The 17,243-nt window shown below is 41.3% G+C and carries 19 protein-coding genes; 9 read left to right on the top strand and 10 right to left on the bottom strand.

What is annotated here, in order from left to right:
• Positions 1–95 precede the first annotated feature (95 nt).
• From hisD to ggt, 7 genes are all read left to right on the top strand, one after another.
• On the top strand, positions 96–1,418 hold the full coding sequence (gene hisD, locus EV695_RS15435) for a histidinol dehydrogenase (RefSeq protein ID WP_131906864.1): 1,323 nt from the start codon (positions 96–98) through the stop codon (positions 1,416–1,418).
• A complete protein-coding gene (locus EV695_RS15430) occupies positions 1,402–2,163 on the top strand; it encodes an SDR family NAD(P)-dependent oxidoreductase (protein ID WP_131906863.1) in 762 nt (253 codons plus the stop codon). Before hisD ends, EV695_RS15430 begins: the two co-directional genes overlap by 17 nt.
• A 178-nt stretch (positions 2,164–2,341) precedes the next feature.
• The gene (locus EV695_RS15425; RefSeq protein ID WP_131906862.1) at positions 2,342–3,349 is read left to right on the top strand and encodes an alcohol dehydrogenase catalytic domain-containing protein; all 1,008 of its coding nucleotides are present in this window, start codon (positions 2,342–2,344) and stop codon (positions 3,347–3,349) included.
• A gap of 69 nt (positions 3,350–3,418) precedes the next feature.
• The gene (locus EV695_RS15420) at positions 3,419–4,537 is read left to right on the top strand and encodes a thiamine pyrophosphate-dependent enzyme (RefSeq protein ID WP_131906861.1); all 1,119 of its coding nucleotides are present in this window, start codon (positions 3,419–3,421) and stop codon (positions 4,535–4,537) included.
• Between the two features lie 188 nt (positions 4,538–4,725).
• A complete protein-coding gene (locus EV695_RS15415; protein WP_131906860.1) occupies positions 4,726–5,871 on the top strand; it encodes an alpha-hydroxy acid oxidase in 1,146 nt (381 codons plus the stop codon).
• A 149-nt stretch (positions 5,872–6,020) separates the two neighbouring features.
• Complete coding sequence (locus EV695_RS15410; RefSeq protein WP_243651659.1) at positions 6,021–6,917, top strand: fructosamine kinase family protein; 897 nt, start codon at positions 6,021–6,023, stop codon at positions 6,915–6,917.
• A gap of 239 nt (positions 6,918–7,156) precedes the next feature.
• Positions 7,157–9,193: a gamma-glutamyltransferase gene (ggt, locus tag EV695_RS15405; protein ID WP_131906859.1), complete on the top strand. Its 2,037-nt coding sequence runs from the start codon at positions 7,157–7,159 to the stop codon at positions 9,191–9,193.
• A 115-nt stretch (positions 9,194–9,308) separates the two neighbouring features.
• Here ggt and EV695_RS15400 read toward each other — a convergent pair whose 3' ends face one another.
• Positions 9,309–9,734, bottom strand: a complete 426-nt coding sequence (locus EV695_RS15400; protein WP_131906858.1) for a hypothetical protein — start codon at positions 9,732–9,734, stop codon at positions 9,309–9,311.
• A 198-nt stretch (positions 9,735–9,932) separates the two neighbouring features.
• On the opposite strand from EV695_RS15400, the gene EV695_RS15395 reads away from it, so the two are divergent.
• A complete protein-coding gene (locus tag EV695_RS15395; RefSeq protein WP_131906857.1) occupies positions 9,933–10,526 on the top strand; it encodes an Hsp20 family protein in 594 nt (197 codons plus the stop codon).
• Between the two features lie 221 nt (positions 10,527–10,747).
• Positions 10,748–11,170 (top strand): group II truncated hemoglobin, encoded by a 423-nt coding sequence (locus EV695_RS15390; protein WP_131906856.1) that lies wholly within the window; start codon positions 10,748–10,750, stop codon positions 11,168–11,170.
• Positions 11,171–11,365: 195 nt separating this feature from the next.
• Here EV695_RS15390 and EV695_RS15385 read toward each other — a convergent pair whose 3' ends face one another.
• The 9 genes from EV695_RS15385 to EV695_RS20210 form a co-directional block, all read right to left on the bottom strand.
• Positions 11,366–12,193: a universal stress protein gene (locus EV695_RS15385; RefSeq protein ID WP_131906855.1), complete on the bottom strand. Its 828-nt coding sequence runs from the start codon at positions 12,191–12,193 to the stop codon at positions 11,366–11,368.
• Positions 12,190–12,819 carry a zinc ribbon-containing protein gene (locus EV695_RS15380; protein WP_131906854.1) on the bottom strand — a complete coding sequence of 210 codons (630 nt, stop codon included), beginning with the start codon at positions 12,817–12,819 and terminating at the stop codon, positions 12,190–12,192. The genes EV695_RS15385 and EV695_RS15380 overlap by 4 nt, the downstream gene beginning before the upstream one ends.
• A gap of 124 nt (positions 12,820–12,943) precedes the next feature.
• Complete coding sequence (locus tag EV695_RS15375) at positions 12,944–14,611, bottom strand: hypothetical protein (protein ID WP_131906853.1); 1,668 nt, start codon at positions 14,609–14,611, stop codon at positions 12,944–12,946.
• A gap of 33 nt (positions 14,612–14,644) precedes the next feature.
• Positions 14,645–14,938 (bottom strand): 4a-hydroxytetrahydrobiopterin dehydratase, encoded by a 294-nt coding sequence (locus EV695_RS15370; RefSeq protein ID WP_131906852.1) that lies wholly within the window; start codon positions 14,936–14,938, stop codon positions 14,645–14,647.
• Between the two features lie 91 nt (positions 14,939–15,029).
• On the bottom strand, positions 15,030–15,659 hold the full coding sequence (locus EV695_RS15365) for a LysE family translocator (RefSeq protein WP_131906851.1): 630 nt from the start codon (positions 15,657–15,659) through the stop codon (positions 15,030–15,032).
• 64 nt (positions 15,660–15,723) lie between these two features.
• Entirely contained in the window at positions 15,724–15,969 is a 246-nt protein-coding gene (locus tag EV695_RS15360; protein ID WP_131906850.1) for a DUF6868 family protein, read from the bottom strand.
• Between the two features lie 8 nt (positions 15,970–15,977).
• Entirely contained in the window at positions 15,978–16,586 is a 609-nt protein-coding gene (can, locus tag EV695_RS15355; protein ID WP_131906849.1) for a carbonate dehydratase, read from the bottom strand.
• Positions 16,587–16,705: 119 nt separating this feature from the next.
• Complete coding sequence (locus tag EV695_RS15350; protein ID WP_131906848.1) at positions 16,706–17,050, bottom strand: hypothetical protein; 345 nt, start codon at positions 17,048–17,050, stop codon at positions 16,706–16,708.
• 45 nt (positions 17,051–17,095) lie between these two features.
• Complete coding sequence (locus EV695_RS20210; RefSeq protein ID WP_165874731.1) at positions 17,096–17,236, bottom strand: hypothetical protein; 141 nt, start codon at positions 17,234–17,236, stop codon at positions 17,096–17,098.
• Positions 17,237–17,243 lie beyond the last annotated feature (7 nt).

Below are 17,243 nucleotides of genomic sequence, written 5' to 3'. Positions count from 1 at the left end.
AAATTAATTGTAATTTTATCGCGTAATAAATTGACAAGAATCATTTCGATTACTAATATGTAAGCGCTTACATTAAATTATTCTGGAGAACACAAATGGCTGTTACCTATATCAAAAAAGCGGAAATGAACGCGACAACATTAGAAGACGATACACGTGAAATCGTTTCAAAAATGCTTAAAGAAATTGAAGCAGGTGGCGAAGAACGCTGTGCTGAATATGCAAAACAGTTAGATGGTTACGAAGGAAATATCGTCGTTACACCAGAAGAAATCGAAGCTGCTGAAGGGCGTTTATCTCAACAAGTTAAAGACGATATAAAATTTGCTTACGACCGTGTTTATGGTTTTGCCGTAAAGCAACGCGAAGCACTCATCGATTTTGAAACGGAATTGTCTCCGGGCTTATGGGCGGGTCAACGCCAAATACCAATGCAAGCGGCTGGTTGTTATGTTCCCGGTGGACGTTATGCTCACGTTGCATCGGCGATTATGTCTGTGGGTACTGCTAAGGCAGCGGGTGTTGATCACGTTATCGCATGTTCTCCACCTAAACCTGGCCATGGAATTAATGATGCGATTTTATACACTGCCAACTACTGCGGCGCAGATACAATCCTGGCACTTGGTGGTGTTCAAGGTATCGCAGCAATGGCCTTTGGTTTATTCACCGGTAAGCCAGCCGATATTCTGGTTGGTCCTGGTAACCGCTTTGTTGCTGAAGCAAAACGTATGTTATACGGCAGAGTAGGTATTGATTTATTTGCAGGGCCAACGGAAATCGCCATCATCGCTGATCATACGGCTGATCCGGTTCTTGTGTGTTCGGATCTTGCTGGTCAGGCAGAGCATGGTTTTGATTCACCAGCATGGTTATTTACAACAGACAAAGCGCTAGCAGATAAAGTGATCGAGATGATGCCAGGTGTTATCGCTAAATTACCAGAAACTGCACGCAATGCTGCAACAGCAGCGTGGCGAGATTACGGCGAAGTCATTCTTTGTGATACCGATGAAGAAATGGCGGTAATCAGTGATCAGTACGCAGCTGAGCATTTAGAAGTTCAGGCAGAAAATCTAGATTGGTGGGTTCAGCGTCTTCGTAACTATGGCTCACTATTTGTTGGTGAAGAAACAACGGTTACCTACGGAGATAAATGTTCTGGTACTAATCATATCCTACCTACTAAAGGTGCAGGCCGTTACACGGGTGGCTTATCTGCCAGCAAATTCGTTAAAACTGTGACGACACAACGCATGACTCGCGAAGCAAATCGTGAAGTAGGTGCGGCAGCGGCAAGAATATCGCGTCTTGAAGGTATGGAAGGTCATGCCCGTTCAGGTGATGATCGTCTCGCTAAATACTTCCCTGAAGAAGAATTCCTACTAGAGATTCCGGGACATGGCGTTGAAGCTTGATCTTAGCGGTAAGGTAGCACTCATAACGGGTGCTACTTCCGGAATCGGTGCGCAGCAAGCGAGAGCTTTAACCGCTGCGGGTGCCAGTGTGGTTTTGATTGGGCGTCGTGAAGATCGCCTGAAAGAACTAGCCAAAGAAATTCGTGATAGCGGCGCAAAAGCGGAGTATTTAGCCGCAGATCTATCTGATGAAGGTCAGTGGGATATTATCGTTGGTGCAAGTCTTAATTTTTTCGGTCGCGTCGATATTCTGTGTAATACCGCTGGTGTAAACCTGCGTCAGCATGCAGATGATGTAACTTCAGAAAGTTGGGATCAAACGCTCACATTGAATTTGAAAGTGCCTTTCATGTTGGCACAAAAATTAGTCCCAAATATGCGAGAGCGTGGCTGGGGCAAGATTATCAATGTCGCCTCATTGCAATCCGAGCGAGCATTTGCAAACGGAATCGCTTACGGCGCATCGAAAGGCGGTATCAGTCAGTTAACGCGTGCAATGGCCGAGGCCTGGTCAAAAGATGGAATAGGGTGTAATGCGATTGCCCCCGGTTTTTTCCCCACTGAATTGACGGCTCCGGTTTTTGAGCAGTCTGAGCTAGCCGATAAACTGGCACAACAAACCGCTATTGGCCGTAATGGCAATCTCGAAGATCTTGATGGCCCCTGTGTGTTTTTAGCGAGTCACGCGTCTGATTATGTGACAGGACAAACGCTTTATATCGATGGCGGGTTTACTGCCAAGTAAGGCTTTTACACCTTCTGGGTATCCCCCAAAAAACCTGCTCAAAGTAGGGGGGTGCCATTAGCTTAAAACAAGTATGCACCGATTCTTTTACAACGAAGGAATAATGCATAACGCAGGAAAAAATCAGAAAAAAATAAGAGAAATATCAGAGAGATTTAACTAAAAACAGGAGGATAAGATGAAAGCACTCGTTTACACAGATACGCAAGAAATCACTTACCGTGACGAACCACAACCGAGCCCAAGAGTAGGCGATGTTGTGATGAATGTGTCTGCTGCAGCAATATGCGGTTCTGATATGCATGCGTATCATGGGCATGATGAACGCCGAGTTCCTCCATTGATTTTAGGTCACGAAGTCTGTGGCACAGTTATAGATGGTAAACACGCAGGTAAGCGCATGGTTATCAATCCATTGATGACCTGTGGGGTTTGTCATGACTGTTTGAGTGGACGCAGTAATCTTTGTACCAAACGGGAATTAATTGGCATGTACCTGCAAGGCGCATTCGCTGATCAAGTCGCGATTGAAGAGCGCAACTTATTGGAAATCCCTGATGATATGAGCCCTATCAGTGCGTCAATTACAGAGCCAACCGCTACCGCATTACACGCGATAGCTTTAGTTGAAAGAATTGCTTATAGACCGTTGTCAGAAATGAAGTGTCTGGTTTTAGGTGGCGGTGCTATCGGTTTGTTGGCGGCACTGGTGCTGAAAGCGAAAGGCGCGTCACAAATAGACCTTGGAGAAACCAATGCATTAAGACGCGCAAGTATAGACGAACAACATTGCGCGACAACCTATGACCCAATCAAAGAGCAACCACCGCATTCGGGAGATTACGATGTGGTTTTAGACTGCGTTGGTTCTGGCATTACCCGCAATGTGTCATGCGAAGCCGTAAGACCAGGTGGCATCATTTCACACGTCGGATTGCAAGACAGTAAAGGTGGTTTTGATAGCCGCAAAATTACACTTCAAGAAGTTACAGTGTTAGGTAATTACTGTTACACCACGGCGGATATGAAAGCGTCAATCGACATGCTTTATCAAGAAAGACTAGGAAATTTAAATTGGATTGATGTGCGTCCGATGTCTGCAGGCGGACAAGCATTTGATGATTTACATAACGGGCGAGTTGCTGCAGCCAAAATCGTACTGCAACCTGATCATCTCATTAATTAGTGATCGAGTAATTTTAGATCGCGAAATTAGAACTACCTTGTTTAAGAAGAAAATGATTAAGGATTTACTATGAACAACCCTCAAAAAATCTGGGCAGCTTTATCACATAACTCAGTAGATACTGTTGCATATTTGCCCTGTAATAAATTAAATAATGTTATGAAATACAAGCCAGATGAGTTTGATGTTTGGGATATCACCAAAGAATCAGCAGGCTTGGGTTTATGTTTTGGTCGTAGTCTGGCGGATAAGCGCACTGCAATGATGATTCAAAATACCGGTTTGGGCAATCTGGTCACAGACCTGTATACCATGCAAAAACTGTATCAAACCGCATTGCCTATTTTTGTTTCGTGGCGTGGGCATTACAAAGAGCCTATCGAAGCACAGATTATTTTTGGTGATAAGGTAGAAGACTTGCTCACAGCAATCGACGTTGAATATAAAATTCTCGCAACTGCCGATGATCTTGTCGGTTTAAATGAGGACGTTGCGACTTGTTTTAGCGAGAACAAAGTAAAAGTATATCTACTCTCTCCTGAATTATGGGAAGAAAACCTGCCGGATTACCATCAGTTTGGTGAGCCTAAAATCAATGCGATTCAGGTTGAAGCACCAGCGTACGACGGATCTCCTTCGGTAAACCGAATCGGTGCGATAGAGCAGATTATGGAAGTGGTTGATGATAATGACATCGTACTGTCCCAAATCGGTTTCCCCTCAAAAGAGGTTTACAACACGAAAGACAGAGATAACAATTTCTATATGTTGGGTGCATTAGGTTCTGCCACTGAAGTGGGCATCGGGTTGGCAAAATCAATTGAAGGTAAACACGTCTACGTTATCGATGGCGATGGTTCGTTCTTCTTTAACCCGAATCAACTGTTTGATCTGGTGGCGTATAACCCATCGAATCTTACAATTATTTGTCTGGATAATGGCAGTTGGGGGTCGACCGGTAATCAACCAACATTGAGTTCGCAGGGTTATAATTTATCTGCCGTGGTTCGTTCTATGGGTATCGAATCTAGCGTGATGACGGATGATGTCGATGAAATGGCACAAGCGATGAAAGATAAAACACGTTTCTTACATTACATGATCAATGCGGGTAATGATAAAGTCGGTGGTGAAATCCCCATGAAAGCCATTGAGATTAAAGACCGTTTTATGAAGTCTATTCGTTAAACATAACGTTAAACTTAACGGTAAAAATAGAACGTCCCCAAATACAGAGTGATACTTCGAATGAGTTTTTCATGGTAAAAATGAGAAACTCGTTCGAGCGTATACTAAACTGGGGAAGGGTGGCTGCATAGTCAGAAAGTATTATTCAAATGCCAAGTTCTTAAAATAAAAGAGGCTGTTAGAGACAAATGGTACAAGCACTAATCAGAAAATCTGCCTGTGTTGCTGATCTTAAAAAAAGAGCGAAGCGGCGTATCCCCAAATTTGCATTCGATTATATTGAAGGTGGCTGTAACAGTGAGCTAGCCTTAAGCAATAACAGAACAGCATTAGATGATATTTTCCTTAGACCCGAGTATTTACAGAAATACCAAACACCGGAATTAGGTACGACGTTATTTGGCAAACAGTATGCCTCACCCTTCGGGATTGCACCCTTAGGTTTGTCAGGTTTGGTCTGGCCGGATGCCTCAGCAATGCATGCGCGAGCAGCGCTCAAAGCCAATATTCCATTTGTTCTTAGCACGGTTTCTACAATCTCAATTGAAGATGCAGCGAAGAACGCAGAAGATAATTTCTGGTTTCAATTATACCCACCTGCAGATGAAGAAATCCTCGATGATATGCTCAAGCGATTGCTTGACGTTGGTTGTCAGAATCTAGTCGTCACGGTTGATGTGCCAACACCTAGTCGTCGCATCAGTGCGATTAAAAGTGGTTTGGCAGTACCGCCTAAAATCACTGTGAAAAGTGTGTTTGAAAGTACCATTCGACCATTTTGGTCATTGGCCACGGTAAGAGCTGGTTTACCGCAATTCGCCACGCTTCGACCCTACATTAAAGATGCCAAAAATATTGAAGACATTGCCACGTTTATTCGTGTCACCCTGCGCGATGTCGTTGATGAAAGTAGCTTAAGAAACCTTCGGGATAAATGGCAGGGTAATTTAATCGTCAAAGGCATTAGCCATGTCGATGATGCACTCACGGTAAAAGAAATTGGTGCTGATGGCATTATCGTTTCAAATCACGGTGGTCGTCAGTTGGATGCCTCTTTACCGCCAGCAGAAACCTTAGAAGAAATTATCGATGCTGTGGGCGCTGATCTAACTGTGATGGCAGATAGTGGTGTGGAAACCGGGGTAGATATCGCCAGATATTTAGCACTTGGTGCTGAAGCGGTATTTGCCGGAAGAGCTTTTTTATATGGCGTTGCAGCGCATGGAGAGCAGGGCGCAGAACATACCATCGATTTATTAAGAGATGAGTTGGAGCAAGTCATGTCTCAGGTGCATTGTGCTAAACCCGAGTTAATGCATCAGTATCTGGAGTGATCTGGTTTTTAGTGATTAATTGATTTTTTATATAATTAGCATTTAATAGAATTGTTAGTATTTTGGTTTGATAGAGAAAGATCAGAGGCAAAGATTAAAGCCACCTCCCTATTAACAGATACTTTTTCAATCATGATATTCTCAACCCAATGATGATATCTAACAACACACCATACTTTACAGAAATAGCGCAGCAACTAAGTTCTGTCGTAGATAGAGACGTTGAGTTTGTAAGGTCAGAATCCATCGGTGGCGGCTGTATCAACCAGATATCCAGACTCACTGATAGCAACGGGAGTGACTGGTTACTCAAAGAAAACCATCCCACATATCTAGAGATGTTTGCCGCCGAAGCCGATGGTCTGGCAGAGATTCAATCCAGCAAAACGATTAGAGTTCCAGAAGTGTATTGCCATGGAAAGACACAACAAAGTGCTTACCTGGTGATGGAATATATTGAACTATCTTCTGTCAGCGCGAATGCCAGGACTGGCGAACAATTAGCGCAGATGCATCGACATGTTATGCCTGAATTTGGTTGGTTTAGGGATAATTATATCGGCACCACTCCACAGCCAAATAAACAGTATTCCTCATGGATTGAGTTCTGGAAAAGCCAGCGTTTACTCCCACAGCTAGAACTAGCCAGAAACAAAGGGTTTTCTAAAAACGATTACGAGTCTGGCGTGCGTTTAACGGAGAGCCTAGGCGTTTTCTTCGACACTTATGAGCCACAAGCATCTTTGTTACACGGCGATTTATGGGGAGGCAATCAGTCACAGGATGACATGGGGAATCCTGTTATTTTCGACCCTGCTGTGTATTACGGGGATCGCGAAGCGGATTTGGCAATGACTGAATTATTTGGTGGATTCAGCGCACAATTCTATTCCGCCTATAAGGATTGCTATCCAGTAGATGAGGGCTATTCGACGCGTAAAACATTATATAACCTCTATCATATTCTCAACCATTTCAACTTATTTGGCGGCGCTTATGCCTCTCAAGCAAAGACTATGATTAACAATTTATTGTACGAATGTTAAAAATGTTTAAAAAAATATGAAAAAAAAACGCCTCAAAGTAGGGGGGTGGCTATTAATTTCTTCTGTTTAGTTTTTAAGCAAGAACAAAACCTTAAAAACGCTTTGTAATAAAAGGCTGAAAATTACGCGCTAAAAGCACATTAGAATTACTGTTGCCCATATAAACTTATTTATGTTTTTGTGGTCTAACCCCGTTACCCGAGATTATTCTATTTCGGGTTCAATGTGAGGGATACACTATGATAATTCGTACAAGATTTAAATTTTTTGTTTTCTCCTTTTATACCTTGTTATTTTCTGCTTTATTCTCCTTATTACTCTCTTCTCCTCCTGCCTTTGCAGACCTCCCCGAAGCTGTCACCACTAAAAAAGAAATGGTGGTTACGACAAACCCGCTTGCGACAGCTGCGGGTGAAAAAATACTGAGGAATGGAGGTACGGCTGCCGATGCCATGGTCGCGGTGCAAACCGTACTTGGTTTGGTTGAACCACAGTCGAGTGGTTTGGGTGGCGGAGCTTTTGTGGTTTATTACGATGCCCGAAAAGGCAAATTAACCACCTTCGATGCCAGAGAAAAAGCACCCGCATCAGCCACTGGCGATCGTTTTGCAGGGCTAGGTTTTGTTGAAGCCTGGCAAAGTGGTTTGTCCGTAGGTGTGCCAGGTACTCCCAGAATGATGGAATACGTGCATGATAAGTATGGTCGTTTACCATGGCGAAAACTCTTTAAACCAGCGATAAAACTGGCACAAAAAGGTTACCCATTGACGGGACGAACCAGTGAACAGGTTCAAGGTCTGCTAAGCCGAAATGCAGCGTGTGATGATCGACTTTATTTCCGTGACCCCACCGCTTTCGAATATTTTGCAAATGCTGATTGTACGGCAAAAGCTGAGGGAACCATGATGTTCAATCAACCTTACGCCGATACGCTCAAAAAATTGCGTAAAAAAGGCGCAGATGGATTCTATTCTGGCGATATCGCTGAAGCCATTGCGGCAGCGACACAAGGTGATTTAGCCATTGCAGGTGATATGACGGTTGAAGATCTTGCTAACTACAATGTGGTTGAACGTGAGCCAGTCTGCCTCGATTATCGTGGTCATAATGTGTGTGGCATGGGCCCACCTTCTTCAGGTGCGCTTGCTGTTGGACAAATCCTCGGTATTTTAGAAAACTTCGATGTCTCTGGAGATCCATTGGCAGTTGAAAACGTCCATCTGTTTACGCAGGCAGGCAGATTAGCCTTTGCCGATCGCGGAAAATATGTGGCTGATAGCGATTTTGTCGAAGTCCCTGTCGATGGCATGTTAAATAAAGATTACCTGGCAACACGCGCAGCGCTGATTGATCCTGAGATGGATATGGGCACGGCATCTCCGGGTGTACCTCCCGGGGTTATCGAATTAGCAGCCGCTGATGTGACCGCAAAAAATAGCGGTACCAGTCATGTTTCTATTGTGGATCAATGGGGAAATGCCTTATCAATGACGACCACTATCGAGAGTTCCTTCGGTAATGGCGTGATGGTGCATGGATTCTTATTAAATAATGAGTTAACAGACTTCTCATTTTCCGCAGAAGATAGCGAAGGTGTTCCGATAGCTAATCGCGTCGAAGCGAATAAACGTCCTCGTAGTTCCATGTCACCTACCATCGTGTTTGATGAAGATGGTCGATTAGAAATCGTGACTGGATCACCGGGTGGATCAAGAATTATTGGTTATACCGCACAATCAATCATGAATATCATTGATTTTGGACTTGATCCTCAGGAAGCGATTAACGTTCCGCACTATATGAATCGTAATGGTCGAACGGATGTAGAAATACCTATTGTTGATGTAACGCTGGATTATGATGCCGAGGCACTTGCCCTATCACTGAAAGAATTAGGGCATAGTGATCCAGGTGTGCCTCTGGAAGATCGCTCTGTGGGTGTCATTGCCCAAACCAGTGGACTATCGATCATTCAGGTCGTAAGAAAGTCTAGAGGTCACGGACATCATCACAATAACTATGGTGATGAAGAGGAAGAGGAAGTTTACGATGAGGTGATGCAGGAAGTGATCGATGAAGTGGATGAACTGGTAGAAACAGAAGAGTTGCCAGAAGATACGTTGACAGATAATGTTTCAGCCAAAGTGTCAGCTAAAGGTGCTTCTAAAAATCGTGGAAAACACGATTACTCCAAAAGACACTGGAGAAATCATTATCGTACTACTTTAGTCGGTGGTGGTGATTACCGTAGAGATGGAACGGTAGGCGGAAGATAGTTTTAGCTTATTGTTAAAATCTCAGGTGAGGGCGCTTCAGGGCGTCCTCATTTTAGAACGTCCTCATTTTATTCTAAAGGCACCCCCCTACTTATGGACCGTTTTTTTTCAGCAACTAATCAAGTTGCTTCATATTTTCTAATACAGTTGTTCGTAATTCATGCAGAGCGCCATCTATTTCAGCCACACTGAATTCATTATCTTTACCGAGTTTTTGCCAGTTTTCACCCCAGGTAGTGACTAATTTTTCTGATTTTTCTAAAGTGATGTCAGACATCAAATGACTCAAATCTTTAATCAACAATACTTCGGTCCAGCCGCCTCTGGGGCTTCCCTGATAATTATCTTTTTCGAAGTGCGATAAATAGGCTATTTTCTGCAATTCACCCACGTGAATGATTATCTCAAAACCTGCGGTACGGATGTTTCTATTAGACTCACTTTTCTCATTTCTCCAGGTGTTGTATCCCAACGCAGAAAAAGCGACCAACAGGCTAATGATAGCGAGTGAGTTTTGTTTTATTTGTTCCGAAATCTTCATTGTTTACCTACTTTTTCGTTGATTATAGATTGTTAAAAAAATCGTAAAAATCACCTAAGTTACTGATAAATAAATGTATAAAATTCTCTTGAAAAGTATTTAAAGAACCACACTATTGTAAGTGTAAGACATAAGTCGCTAGCCGATTATGACTTATAACTTTATTAATTAATTTATTGCTTCTTAGGAGAATAAAAAATGAATACTATAGATTTAACCCCATTTTACCGCAGTAGTGTAGGTTTCGACCGTTTAGGGTCTTTGATTGATTCTGCAATGCGTTCAGAGCAATCAGCTGGTTATCCACCTTACAACATCGAGGTCGTTGGAGAGAGTCAATATGCAATCACACTTGCCCTAGCAGGTTTTGATGATTCGGAAATTGATATCCAGACTGAGAAAGGTGTATTGACCGTAAAAGGCAAAAAAGAAACCAAAAATGAAAAGGCAAATTACCTGCATCAAGGCATCGCTAACCGTTCATTCGAGCGTAAGTTTAACCTTGCTGATTATGTAGAAGTCAGTGGTGCATCGCTCGATAAAGGGCTGTTGACGATTCATCTGTTACGCGAAATTCCAGAGGCCATGAAGCCAAAGAAGATTGCGATTAACAGTAACGCTGGCGATACCCTTTCGGTTGAAGATAAGGTCGCTAATCAAAACAACAGTACTCTCGAAAACAAGGTTGTCGAGAATAAAGTTGTTGAAAACAATGCACCAGCTAATAGTAACCCAGCCAATAATGCTTCTGAAAGTTACCTCAACGAAGCATCTAAAGGGCAAGCTGCTTAATTAGCAACATTGAGTTTAACTTTTGTTTTTACTTACGTTTTATTCAGGTTTAACTGAGGTTTAACTCAATTCACTAAAGACGGTGAAAAAGGCAGTCGTAATGACTGCCTTTTTTTGTGTGAAAATTTCATGCATTGGCTGCTAATCGTTTACAATTCTCAGCACTTAACGATCAAAAAGAACTTAACGATCAAAACAGATAACTTAAATAGACAATTCAAATGGCAAACTATGGTGAAGGTGCTGCAACCTATAATGCAGTTGGTGGCGAGAAGGGTTTAACGGCTCTGGTTAATGACTTTTATAAAATCATGCATGAGTCTCCAGATTATAAAAAAATCCGTGATATGCACCCGAAAGATTTAGACGTAACCACCGATAAGTTGTTGGTGTTTTTAACTGGCTGGATGGGCGGCAAGAGTGAGTACTCGAAAAAATACGGTCCAATGAGTATTCCTGGTGCGCATAGTCATTTAGCCATCGATGAGCTGGAGCGTGATATGTGGCTAAGCTGCATGACAGAAGCCTTAATCAAACAAAATTACCCTGAAGACTTAATTGAATACTTAATTATTCAGTTAGGCAGACCGGCAGAGAGAATCAGGGAAGTTAGCGTGATGATGCGCGAGAAGAAACAGAAATAAGCCGCAACAAACCTAAGTAGAACCCAGATAAAATTGAAAAAGCCACCCCCCTACTTATAGGCACTTTTTTATATGGGAGGCAGGAGAGCAATCACCAGATTTTGATCTTATGGCAATGGCTTTTAGCTGACAAAACATACCAAAAAAGGCCACTAAAGTAGGGGGGGGGGCTTTTATAAATCGTATAACGGGTTATTAGACTACGGTTAATACATCACAAGGCGCATGATTAATCACACCATTGGTTGATGATCCTACCAAACGCGCTAAACCGCGACGTCCGTGAGAACCCATCACGATTAAATCTACATTATTTTTACCCGCGTACTCTACAATTTCGTCGACGCGATGACCGGATAAAACATGCACATCAATATTTTTATCAGCAAAACCGAGTTTTTCGATGTGTTCTGTTAATTGTTTCTCGATGTTGGCTATGTGCTTTTCTTCTTGTTCCGGGTTATTGATTAACACCGGTACAGCCAACTCGCCAATGCTGGGGTAAAGCTCCGCAGAAAGTGTTTCAGCCGCATGCACCAAAGATACTTTTGCGGAAAAAGGCTTGGCCAGTTCAAGCGCTTTTTTCAGCGCGATATCAGCGTATTTAGAAAAATCAGTCGCGACTAAAATGTGTCGGTATCCCACGTATTCATTTTCCTCGGCTTTGTTATCGACTTCTTTGAGCCAGTTGATTGCATCTGAATCATTATCAAAAAAGTGAACTTCGGCCTTCATAAATAGATTACCGAGTTCGATCATGACTTTTTCCCAGAGGCTTTCTCCGACAAATGCGATTCGCAGGAAGTCTTCTCCGTGATTCAGTCCAATCTTCAAATCTTCCCACGCAGCTTTCGCTGACCAGCCTTCAAAATCCTCAACCTTGATGAGTAAAGACAGCGGGCTTTCTTTTTTTAGGATTCGCTCTAGTTTAGGGCGAAAAACTGAATAATCTTCCTCGACCAGTTTGCCACTAATTTGAAAAGCATAAATATGGGGTTCGTTTAGGGGAATCTCTTTAATCATGACTTATCTCCAATTAGTTTTTGGTATAACTCATCCACTGAAGCGGTGATTTCCTGATTCATTTGAGCTAGTAAATCATGCTCGTCCTGATCGCCCAGGTCTTTACTTACATTTTTGCTGTAACGGTTGGTTCTGGTAATTTGCTTTCTTACACCAGCTCTTAACTCATCCAGTTGTTTTAAGGCTTTTTCATAATCACCTTGCCATTGCATGGCGTCGTTAAACCAGATTTGTTGCTGTTCAGAAAATTTACTGGCATCGGTTGCCATGTGCTTTTGTAAGTCTTCAGTAAACTCGTTAAAGTCTACAATGGTTTTATCCGCAACTTTTGATAATGAATTCCAGATATTCTCAACCAGATAGGCTTTATCAAAGGCGAAGGTTTCTTTAAGACTTTGATTAAGACGATTAGAAGCATCACCCCATTCACTGAGATTGTTTTTTAATTCGTCGCTGACTTTATCGACTTCTTCGCGGCTTAACTCACTCCATTCGCTGATTTTTTCTTCGGCTTCCTGAAAAGCTTCTTTTAAAGGTTTTTTTTCTTCATTAACGAGCTCTTCAACATGTTTTAGCATGCTCTTGTATGCTTTTTGAAGTTTGTCTTGTAGTTCTATGCTGTCCATTTTGTAATCCTCCCACTGAATTTAAAACGACTAAATTACTTATCTCTATGACTTTACTATAGTTTCAATGTTCAAAAATGTATAAGACTTAAGTCAACAATCATGCGTTTTAGACCGCGATTAATTAAGTTGGTTTACTCATGTGATCTTTAAAATAGTTAATAAAATAAAAATGAATCATCAATGGCATGCCGTTTTGCGTAAGGTCTTTAAATGACTGCAATGGTTCTAAATAGATTTTGCTGGCACCTTTGGGGTGGAGTTCATCATAGGAATTCTTGTACTGTTGATAATGCTTTTTAACCATTTTATTGTTACTTATATCAGAACCTTCGGGTACCTGATCGATGGCATTGAATAGAAAGGTTAACGGGATCATTATCCCTGAATTGAATATGACATAATCAGGAATGATTCCAGAGTCATTCTCACCATATTCCATAATGTACATGAGCTTGTCGCTATCACGATTGAATAGGTTTTGATTAAATTCGGTGAGGTTGGTCTGAAAAATCTTTTCACCTTCCAACAGTAAATAATCGGTAAAGGCGTGGATCGACTCAGTGAGTTTTTTATTCGATTGGCTTAAGCGGAATTTCCACAAGCCCAATACATCTAATCGGTTTTTATATTTAGCGATGCTTTGATCCATTACCTCATCAGAGTTAATCATGAGGTTGGTATAAAAATGCCAAAATGCAGGATGTGTATTGGGTTTTTGTTTTTGCCAGCGTAGAATTTTCCCATGTTGTAAGCCTAAATCGCAATGTATCGCTTGGTCTTCTCGCTCAAACTTTACTTTGATAGACTGGCGATAAAAGTCATCATTGAGGTCATCCGTCTTTTCGTCATATTCTTTGTTATCTGCGTACCAGAGCCATTCCACGGCATGTTCTGTGTCACTAAGGCGTTCGTGCGTCCAGCCATTTTCCTTGGTTAGGACCTTGTTCAATTCATCTGCTATCAGGTTTATTTTCTTTTGCTTGTTTCCATCTTTATTAAGCTGTTTAAGCTTGGCTGATTCGATGTTATACGCACTGAGCAAATCATCATTACTGGTTTCAAAGTCCAGCCAGAAACGAAGGATGAATAAGGTATCTAGCTTATCCGGCTGGATATTGTCTTTGACGTCATCCCATTGCTGTAAAGTTAAATAACCATCTCTTTCTTTATAGGTTTTTATGCCTGCATCAATGGCTAAAGCCTTGCTTTCAATGACGTTTGAATCGGTTATAAAAGCGGGAAAATCTTTATACGCGTTTTCATCAATATATTCTTCAGCGAAACAATTCGATGTCATTACATACCATTGAAGGGTCAGAACTTTGTTTTTCTGTTCTGCCGCTTCCTGCATAATAATATAGGCAAGTTGAGTGATGCTTAATCGACTGGGGGGCGTTGCTGAATCAGTCAGTGTTTTGTTTTTTACCAGTTGATCCCAAAGCTCTGACCCGTAATCAAAATACAGTATTGGTGCACCAGAAACACTGTCTTTTTCGGCGTAATACTGATCAACCCATGTGCCTCTTTGTTGCTCTAAAGTTTTCTCAATATCGACAAGTTGTTCTGGTTTCTCTTTAAAGGGTGGGTAATCTTTTAAGGGGATTTGATACAAATAGCCGGTTTCGATCAAAATCTCTTTGACTCTAAAGTGGGTGAATCCCGTATCGAATAATGCTTGAAATCGATAAAGGTTATAGATGAGTTCGCGTTTTGCTTGTTGTTTTTTCTTAGATTGATTCAGCAGAATAATACTGTCTTCGACCAACCCTTCAATTTCGTGCATCGACATTTTGCTGGTGTATCCCGTAAGTTAAGATTTTATCTATATTGAAGCTGCGATATCGTCCATCGCTTTAGCCAGTGCAAAATCTTTTTCAGTAATGCCGCCAGCATCATGGGTCGTTAAATCTACTTTCACTGTTTTGTACACATTAAACCATTCTGGGTGATGGTTATCTCGCTCGGCAATAATGGCTGCCTGAGTCATAAACCCAAAAGCCTGAATGAAGTTTTTAAAAACAAATTCACGGTGGAGTTTCTGTTCTTTGATCTGCCATTGATTATGACTCGCTAGAAATTCCTGTATCTGTTGTTCTATTGCTTTGCTGGTGCTCATAATAACTCCTTAAAAACGTTATATAGTATTGGGGAGAGGCTTTAGATATACATCTACATCTACATCTACATCTAAAGTTAAAGTAAAACTATTATCGTTCCACGCTAGCCATTTTTAAACCGGCAAATATAAGCATGGCTCCGGCTGATTTGTTGATGATTTTTATCGCTAGCGGTTTCAGGCCAACACTCATGGATTTCCATCCCAGATAGGCGTAAAGGCTATAACAGACTATATCCAGGAGGAATGTGATTGCACATAAAATCAGTAGTTGAGGAATGATGGCTTGCTCAATATTGATAAACTGCGGAAGCAATGCCGAGAAATAAAGCAGTGCTTTAGGGTTTGAGAACTCAATGATAAATCCCCGAAAAAATACTCGGTGATGACGTCCTACCTGTTTTTCTTCTGGCTTGATAGAAAGTGGCCCTGAACGACTTAGTAATGCGCTGAGACCTAGATATAACAAATACGCTACACCGATCCATTTAATCACTGAAAATAAAGTGCTGGAGGCAACTATCAGGGCCGCGATACCTGTAGCGGATAACACAAAATAGACGATATTGGCTGCGGCAATGCCAAGAATTACAAACAGTGAACGTTTGAAGCCATTGGATGCCGCTTCGGCAGTAACGGCAATGGCTGCCGGCCCGGGGGAGAGTACGACAACAAATGTTGTGAGAAAGAAAAGTAGTAATGTATCAAAGGGGATAATCATATTTCGTTCTCTTTAACTGTTTCTAGTTGTTTCTAGTTCTTTCTAATTCTCTGCTAAATAAATATTATGTGATTAATTTCAAGGCAAAGTAGGGTGTTATATTTAGCATGATTATCGCAATTTTATAATAGGCGAGGTAATGCATATACAAGCCTTGAAGCTTCTCTTTATCCATACCCAGAAGACGACTGTGTATAGTGCTAATAGGGTCTTTTAGAACGATAAGTAATATCGTGGAAAAAACCAAAAGACCCATATTGATCACTGAGCACCAGCCGAAGAACGCTATTAATTGTTCCGGGTTGTCCATAATGGCTGTTACTTAGCATCCTCAGTGGCAGAAATAGATGTGTCTAAATCTTTGACGATACCGTCTTCGATACCATAAACCCAACCGTGAACCGTTAAATCAGCACCATTTTTCCATGCTCTTTTAACAATGGTGGTGTTCGATACATTCTTTACTTGCTCAATGACATTTAATTCACAAAGACGATCTACTTTTTCATGCTCATCCAGATGATCTAGTTCACCTTCATGAAATCGCTGCACGTCTTCAATATGACGTAACCAGTTATCAATCAGACCATAGCTCTCATCATCCATCGCTGCTTTAATTCCACCACAGCCATAATGGCCCACCACAATAATATGCTTTACCTTGAGTACATCAACAGCGAACTGGATGACTGATAAACAATTCAAATCAGTATGTACCACGACATTGGCAATATTTCGATGAACAAAAACTTCTCCGGGAGGAAGATTGATAATCTCATTCGCCGGAACACGACTGTCTGAACAACCTATCCAAAGAATTTCCGGTGCTTGTTGCTTAGATAGGGAAGAGAAAAATTCAGGGTCTTTTCTCTTGATAGAGTTTGCCCATTTCAAGTTGTTTTCAAATAAGTGATCTAGATTTTTCAATTGAAATATTACCGTGTTTTAGTTGGTTTTAATTGGCCCCTAATATAGTGGTTTTTTTCACTGAAGCGAATTGAACTTTTATTGTTTAGGGTTATATTTTATTGATTGTTTAGTGAAATTTAATAATTGGGGATGGTATTCATAACCACTGCCCAGCAGTTTAAGACAATGATAATCAGTAAAAATAAATTACCTACTTTTTTACTCAGTGAGACGATCAGGACTACCGCGATTAATTGCAAAAACTTACCAATGAAAACACCGATGTATAGTCCAAGATTATCGATCAACCATGCGACTACGTTATTCGCTTCTGCATCTGAGCTTAATTTACTCACGAAATACAAGGTGGTGAGATAATCAAAAATGATGGTGACTATGAGTATTGCCCACCAAACGCGATATCTTTTTAACGAAAATAATAAGTTATCTTTTAAGGGTATATCCGAGCCTAAAATTTCCATGGTGCTGTTATTTGTTTTTTCTGCTGCTTATACGTGTATTGATGATTATAAATGGCCCACTTTACCGTAAAGTATTAAAATGGCTGCGCCAATAAACACAATAATACCGGTTGATATTATCAGTACTTTTTTTATTTTATCTTTACGAAATTCGTTTTCCAGTATTTTTCGTTGTTCTTCATTCATGCAACTT

The sequence above is a fragment of the Cocleimonas flava genome, assembly GCF_004339015.1.
Classification (GTDB): domain Bacteria; phylum Pseudomonadota; class Gammaproteobacteria; order Thiotrichales; family Thiotrichaceae; genus Cocleimonas; species Cocleimonas flava.
This window is presented reverse-complemented; position numbering and strand designations above follow the sequence as displayed.

Excerpts from the sequence above, each read along its gene's own strand:
- hisD (WP_131906864.1), top strand. The coding sequence starts at position 96 with ATGGCTGTTACCTATATCAAAAAAGCGGAAATGAACGCGACAACATTA.
- EV695_RS15430 (WP_131906863.1), top strand. The coding sequence starts at position 1,402 with ATGGCGTTGAAGCTTGATCTTAGCGGTAAGGTAGCACTCATAACGGGT.
- EV695_RS15425 (WP_131906862.1), top strand. The coding sequence starts at position 2,342 with ATGAAAGCACTCGTTTACACAGATACGCAAGAAATCACTTACCGTGAC.
- EV695_RS15420 (WP_131906861.1), top strand. The coding sequence starts at position 3,419 with ATGAACAACCCTCAAAAAATCTGGGCAGCTTTATCACATAACTCAGTA.
- EV695_RS15415 (WP_131906860.1), top strand. The coding sequence starts at position 4,726 with ATGGTACAAGCACTAATCAGAAAATCTGCCTGTGTTGCTGATCTTAAA.
- EV695_RS15410 (WP_243651659.1), top strand. The coding sequence starts at position 6,021 with ATGATGATATCTAACAACACACCATACTTTACAGAAATAGCGCAGCAA.
- ggt (WP_131906859.1), top strand. The coding sequence starts at position 7,157 with ATGATAATTCGTACAAGATTTAAATTTTTTGTTTTCTCCTTTTATACC.
- EV695_RS15400 (WP_131906858.1), bottom strand. The coding sequence starts at position 9,734 with ATGAAGATTTCGGAACAAATAAAACAAAACTCACTCGCTATCATTAGC.
- EV695_RS15395 (WP_131906857.1), top strand. The coding sequence starts at position 9,933 with ATGAATACTATAGATTTAACCCCATTTTACCGCAGTAGTGTAGGTTTC.
- EV695_RS15390 (WP_131906856.1), top strand. The coding sequence starts at position 10,748 with ATGGCAAACTATGGTGAAGGTGCTGCAACCTATAATGCAGTTGGTGGC.
- EV695_RS15385 (WP_131906855.1), bottom strand. The coding sequence starts at position 12,193 with ATGATTAAAGAGATTCCCCTAAACGAACCCCATATTTATGCTTTTCAA.
- EV695_RS15380 (WP_131906854.1), bottom strand. The coding sequence starts at position 12,819 with ATGGACAGCATAGAACTACAAGACAAACTTCAAAAAGCATACAAGAGC.
- EV695_RS15375 (WP_131906853.1), bottom strand. The coding sequence starts at position 14,611 with ATGTCGATGCACGAAATTGAAGGGTTGGTCGAAGACAGTATTATTCTG.
- EV695_RS15370 (WP_131906852.1), bottom strand. The coding sequence starts at position 14,938 with ATGAGCACCAGCAAAGCAATAGAACAACAGATACAGGAATTTCTAGCG.
- EV695_RS15365 (WP_131906851.1), bottom strand. The coding sequence starts at position 15,659 with ATGATTATCCCCTTTGATACATTACTACTTTTCTTTCTCACAACATTT.
- EV695_RS15360 (WP_131906850.1), bottom strand. The coding sequence starts at position 15,969 with ATGGACAACCCGGAACAATTAATAGCGTTCTTCGGCTGGTGCTCAGTG.
- EV695_RS15350 (WP_131906848.1), bottom strand. The coding sequence starts at position 17,050 with ATGGAAATTTTAGGCTCGGATATACCCTTAAAAGATAACTTATTATTT.
- EV695_RS20210 (WP_165874731.1), bottom strand. The coding sequence starts at position 17,236 with ATGAATGAAGAACAACGAAAAATACTGGAAAACGAATTTCGTAAAGAT.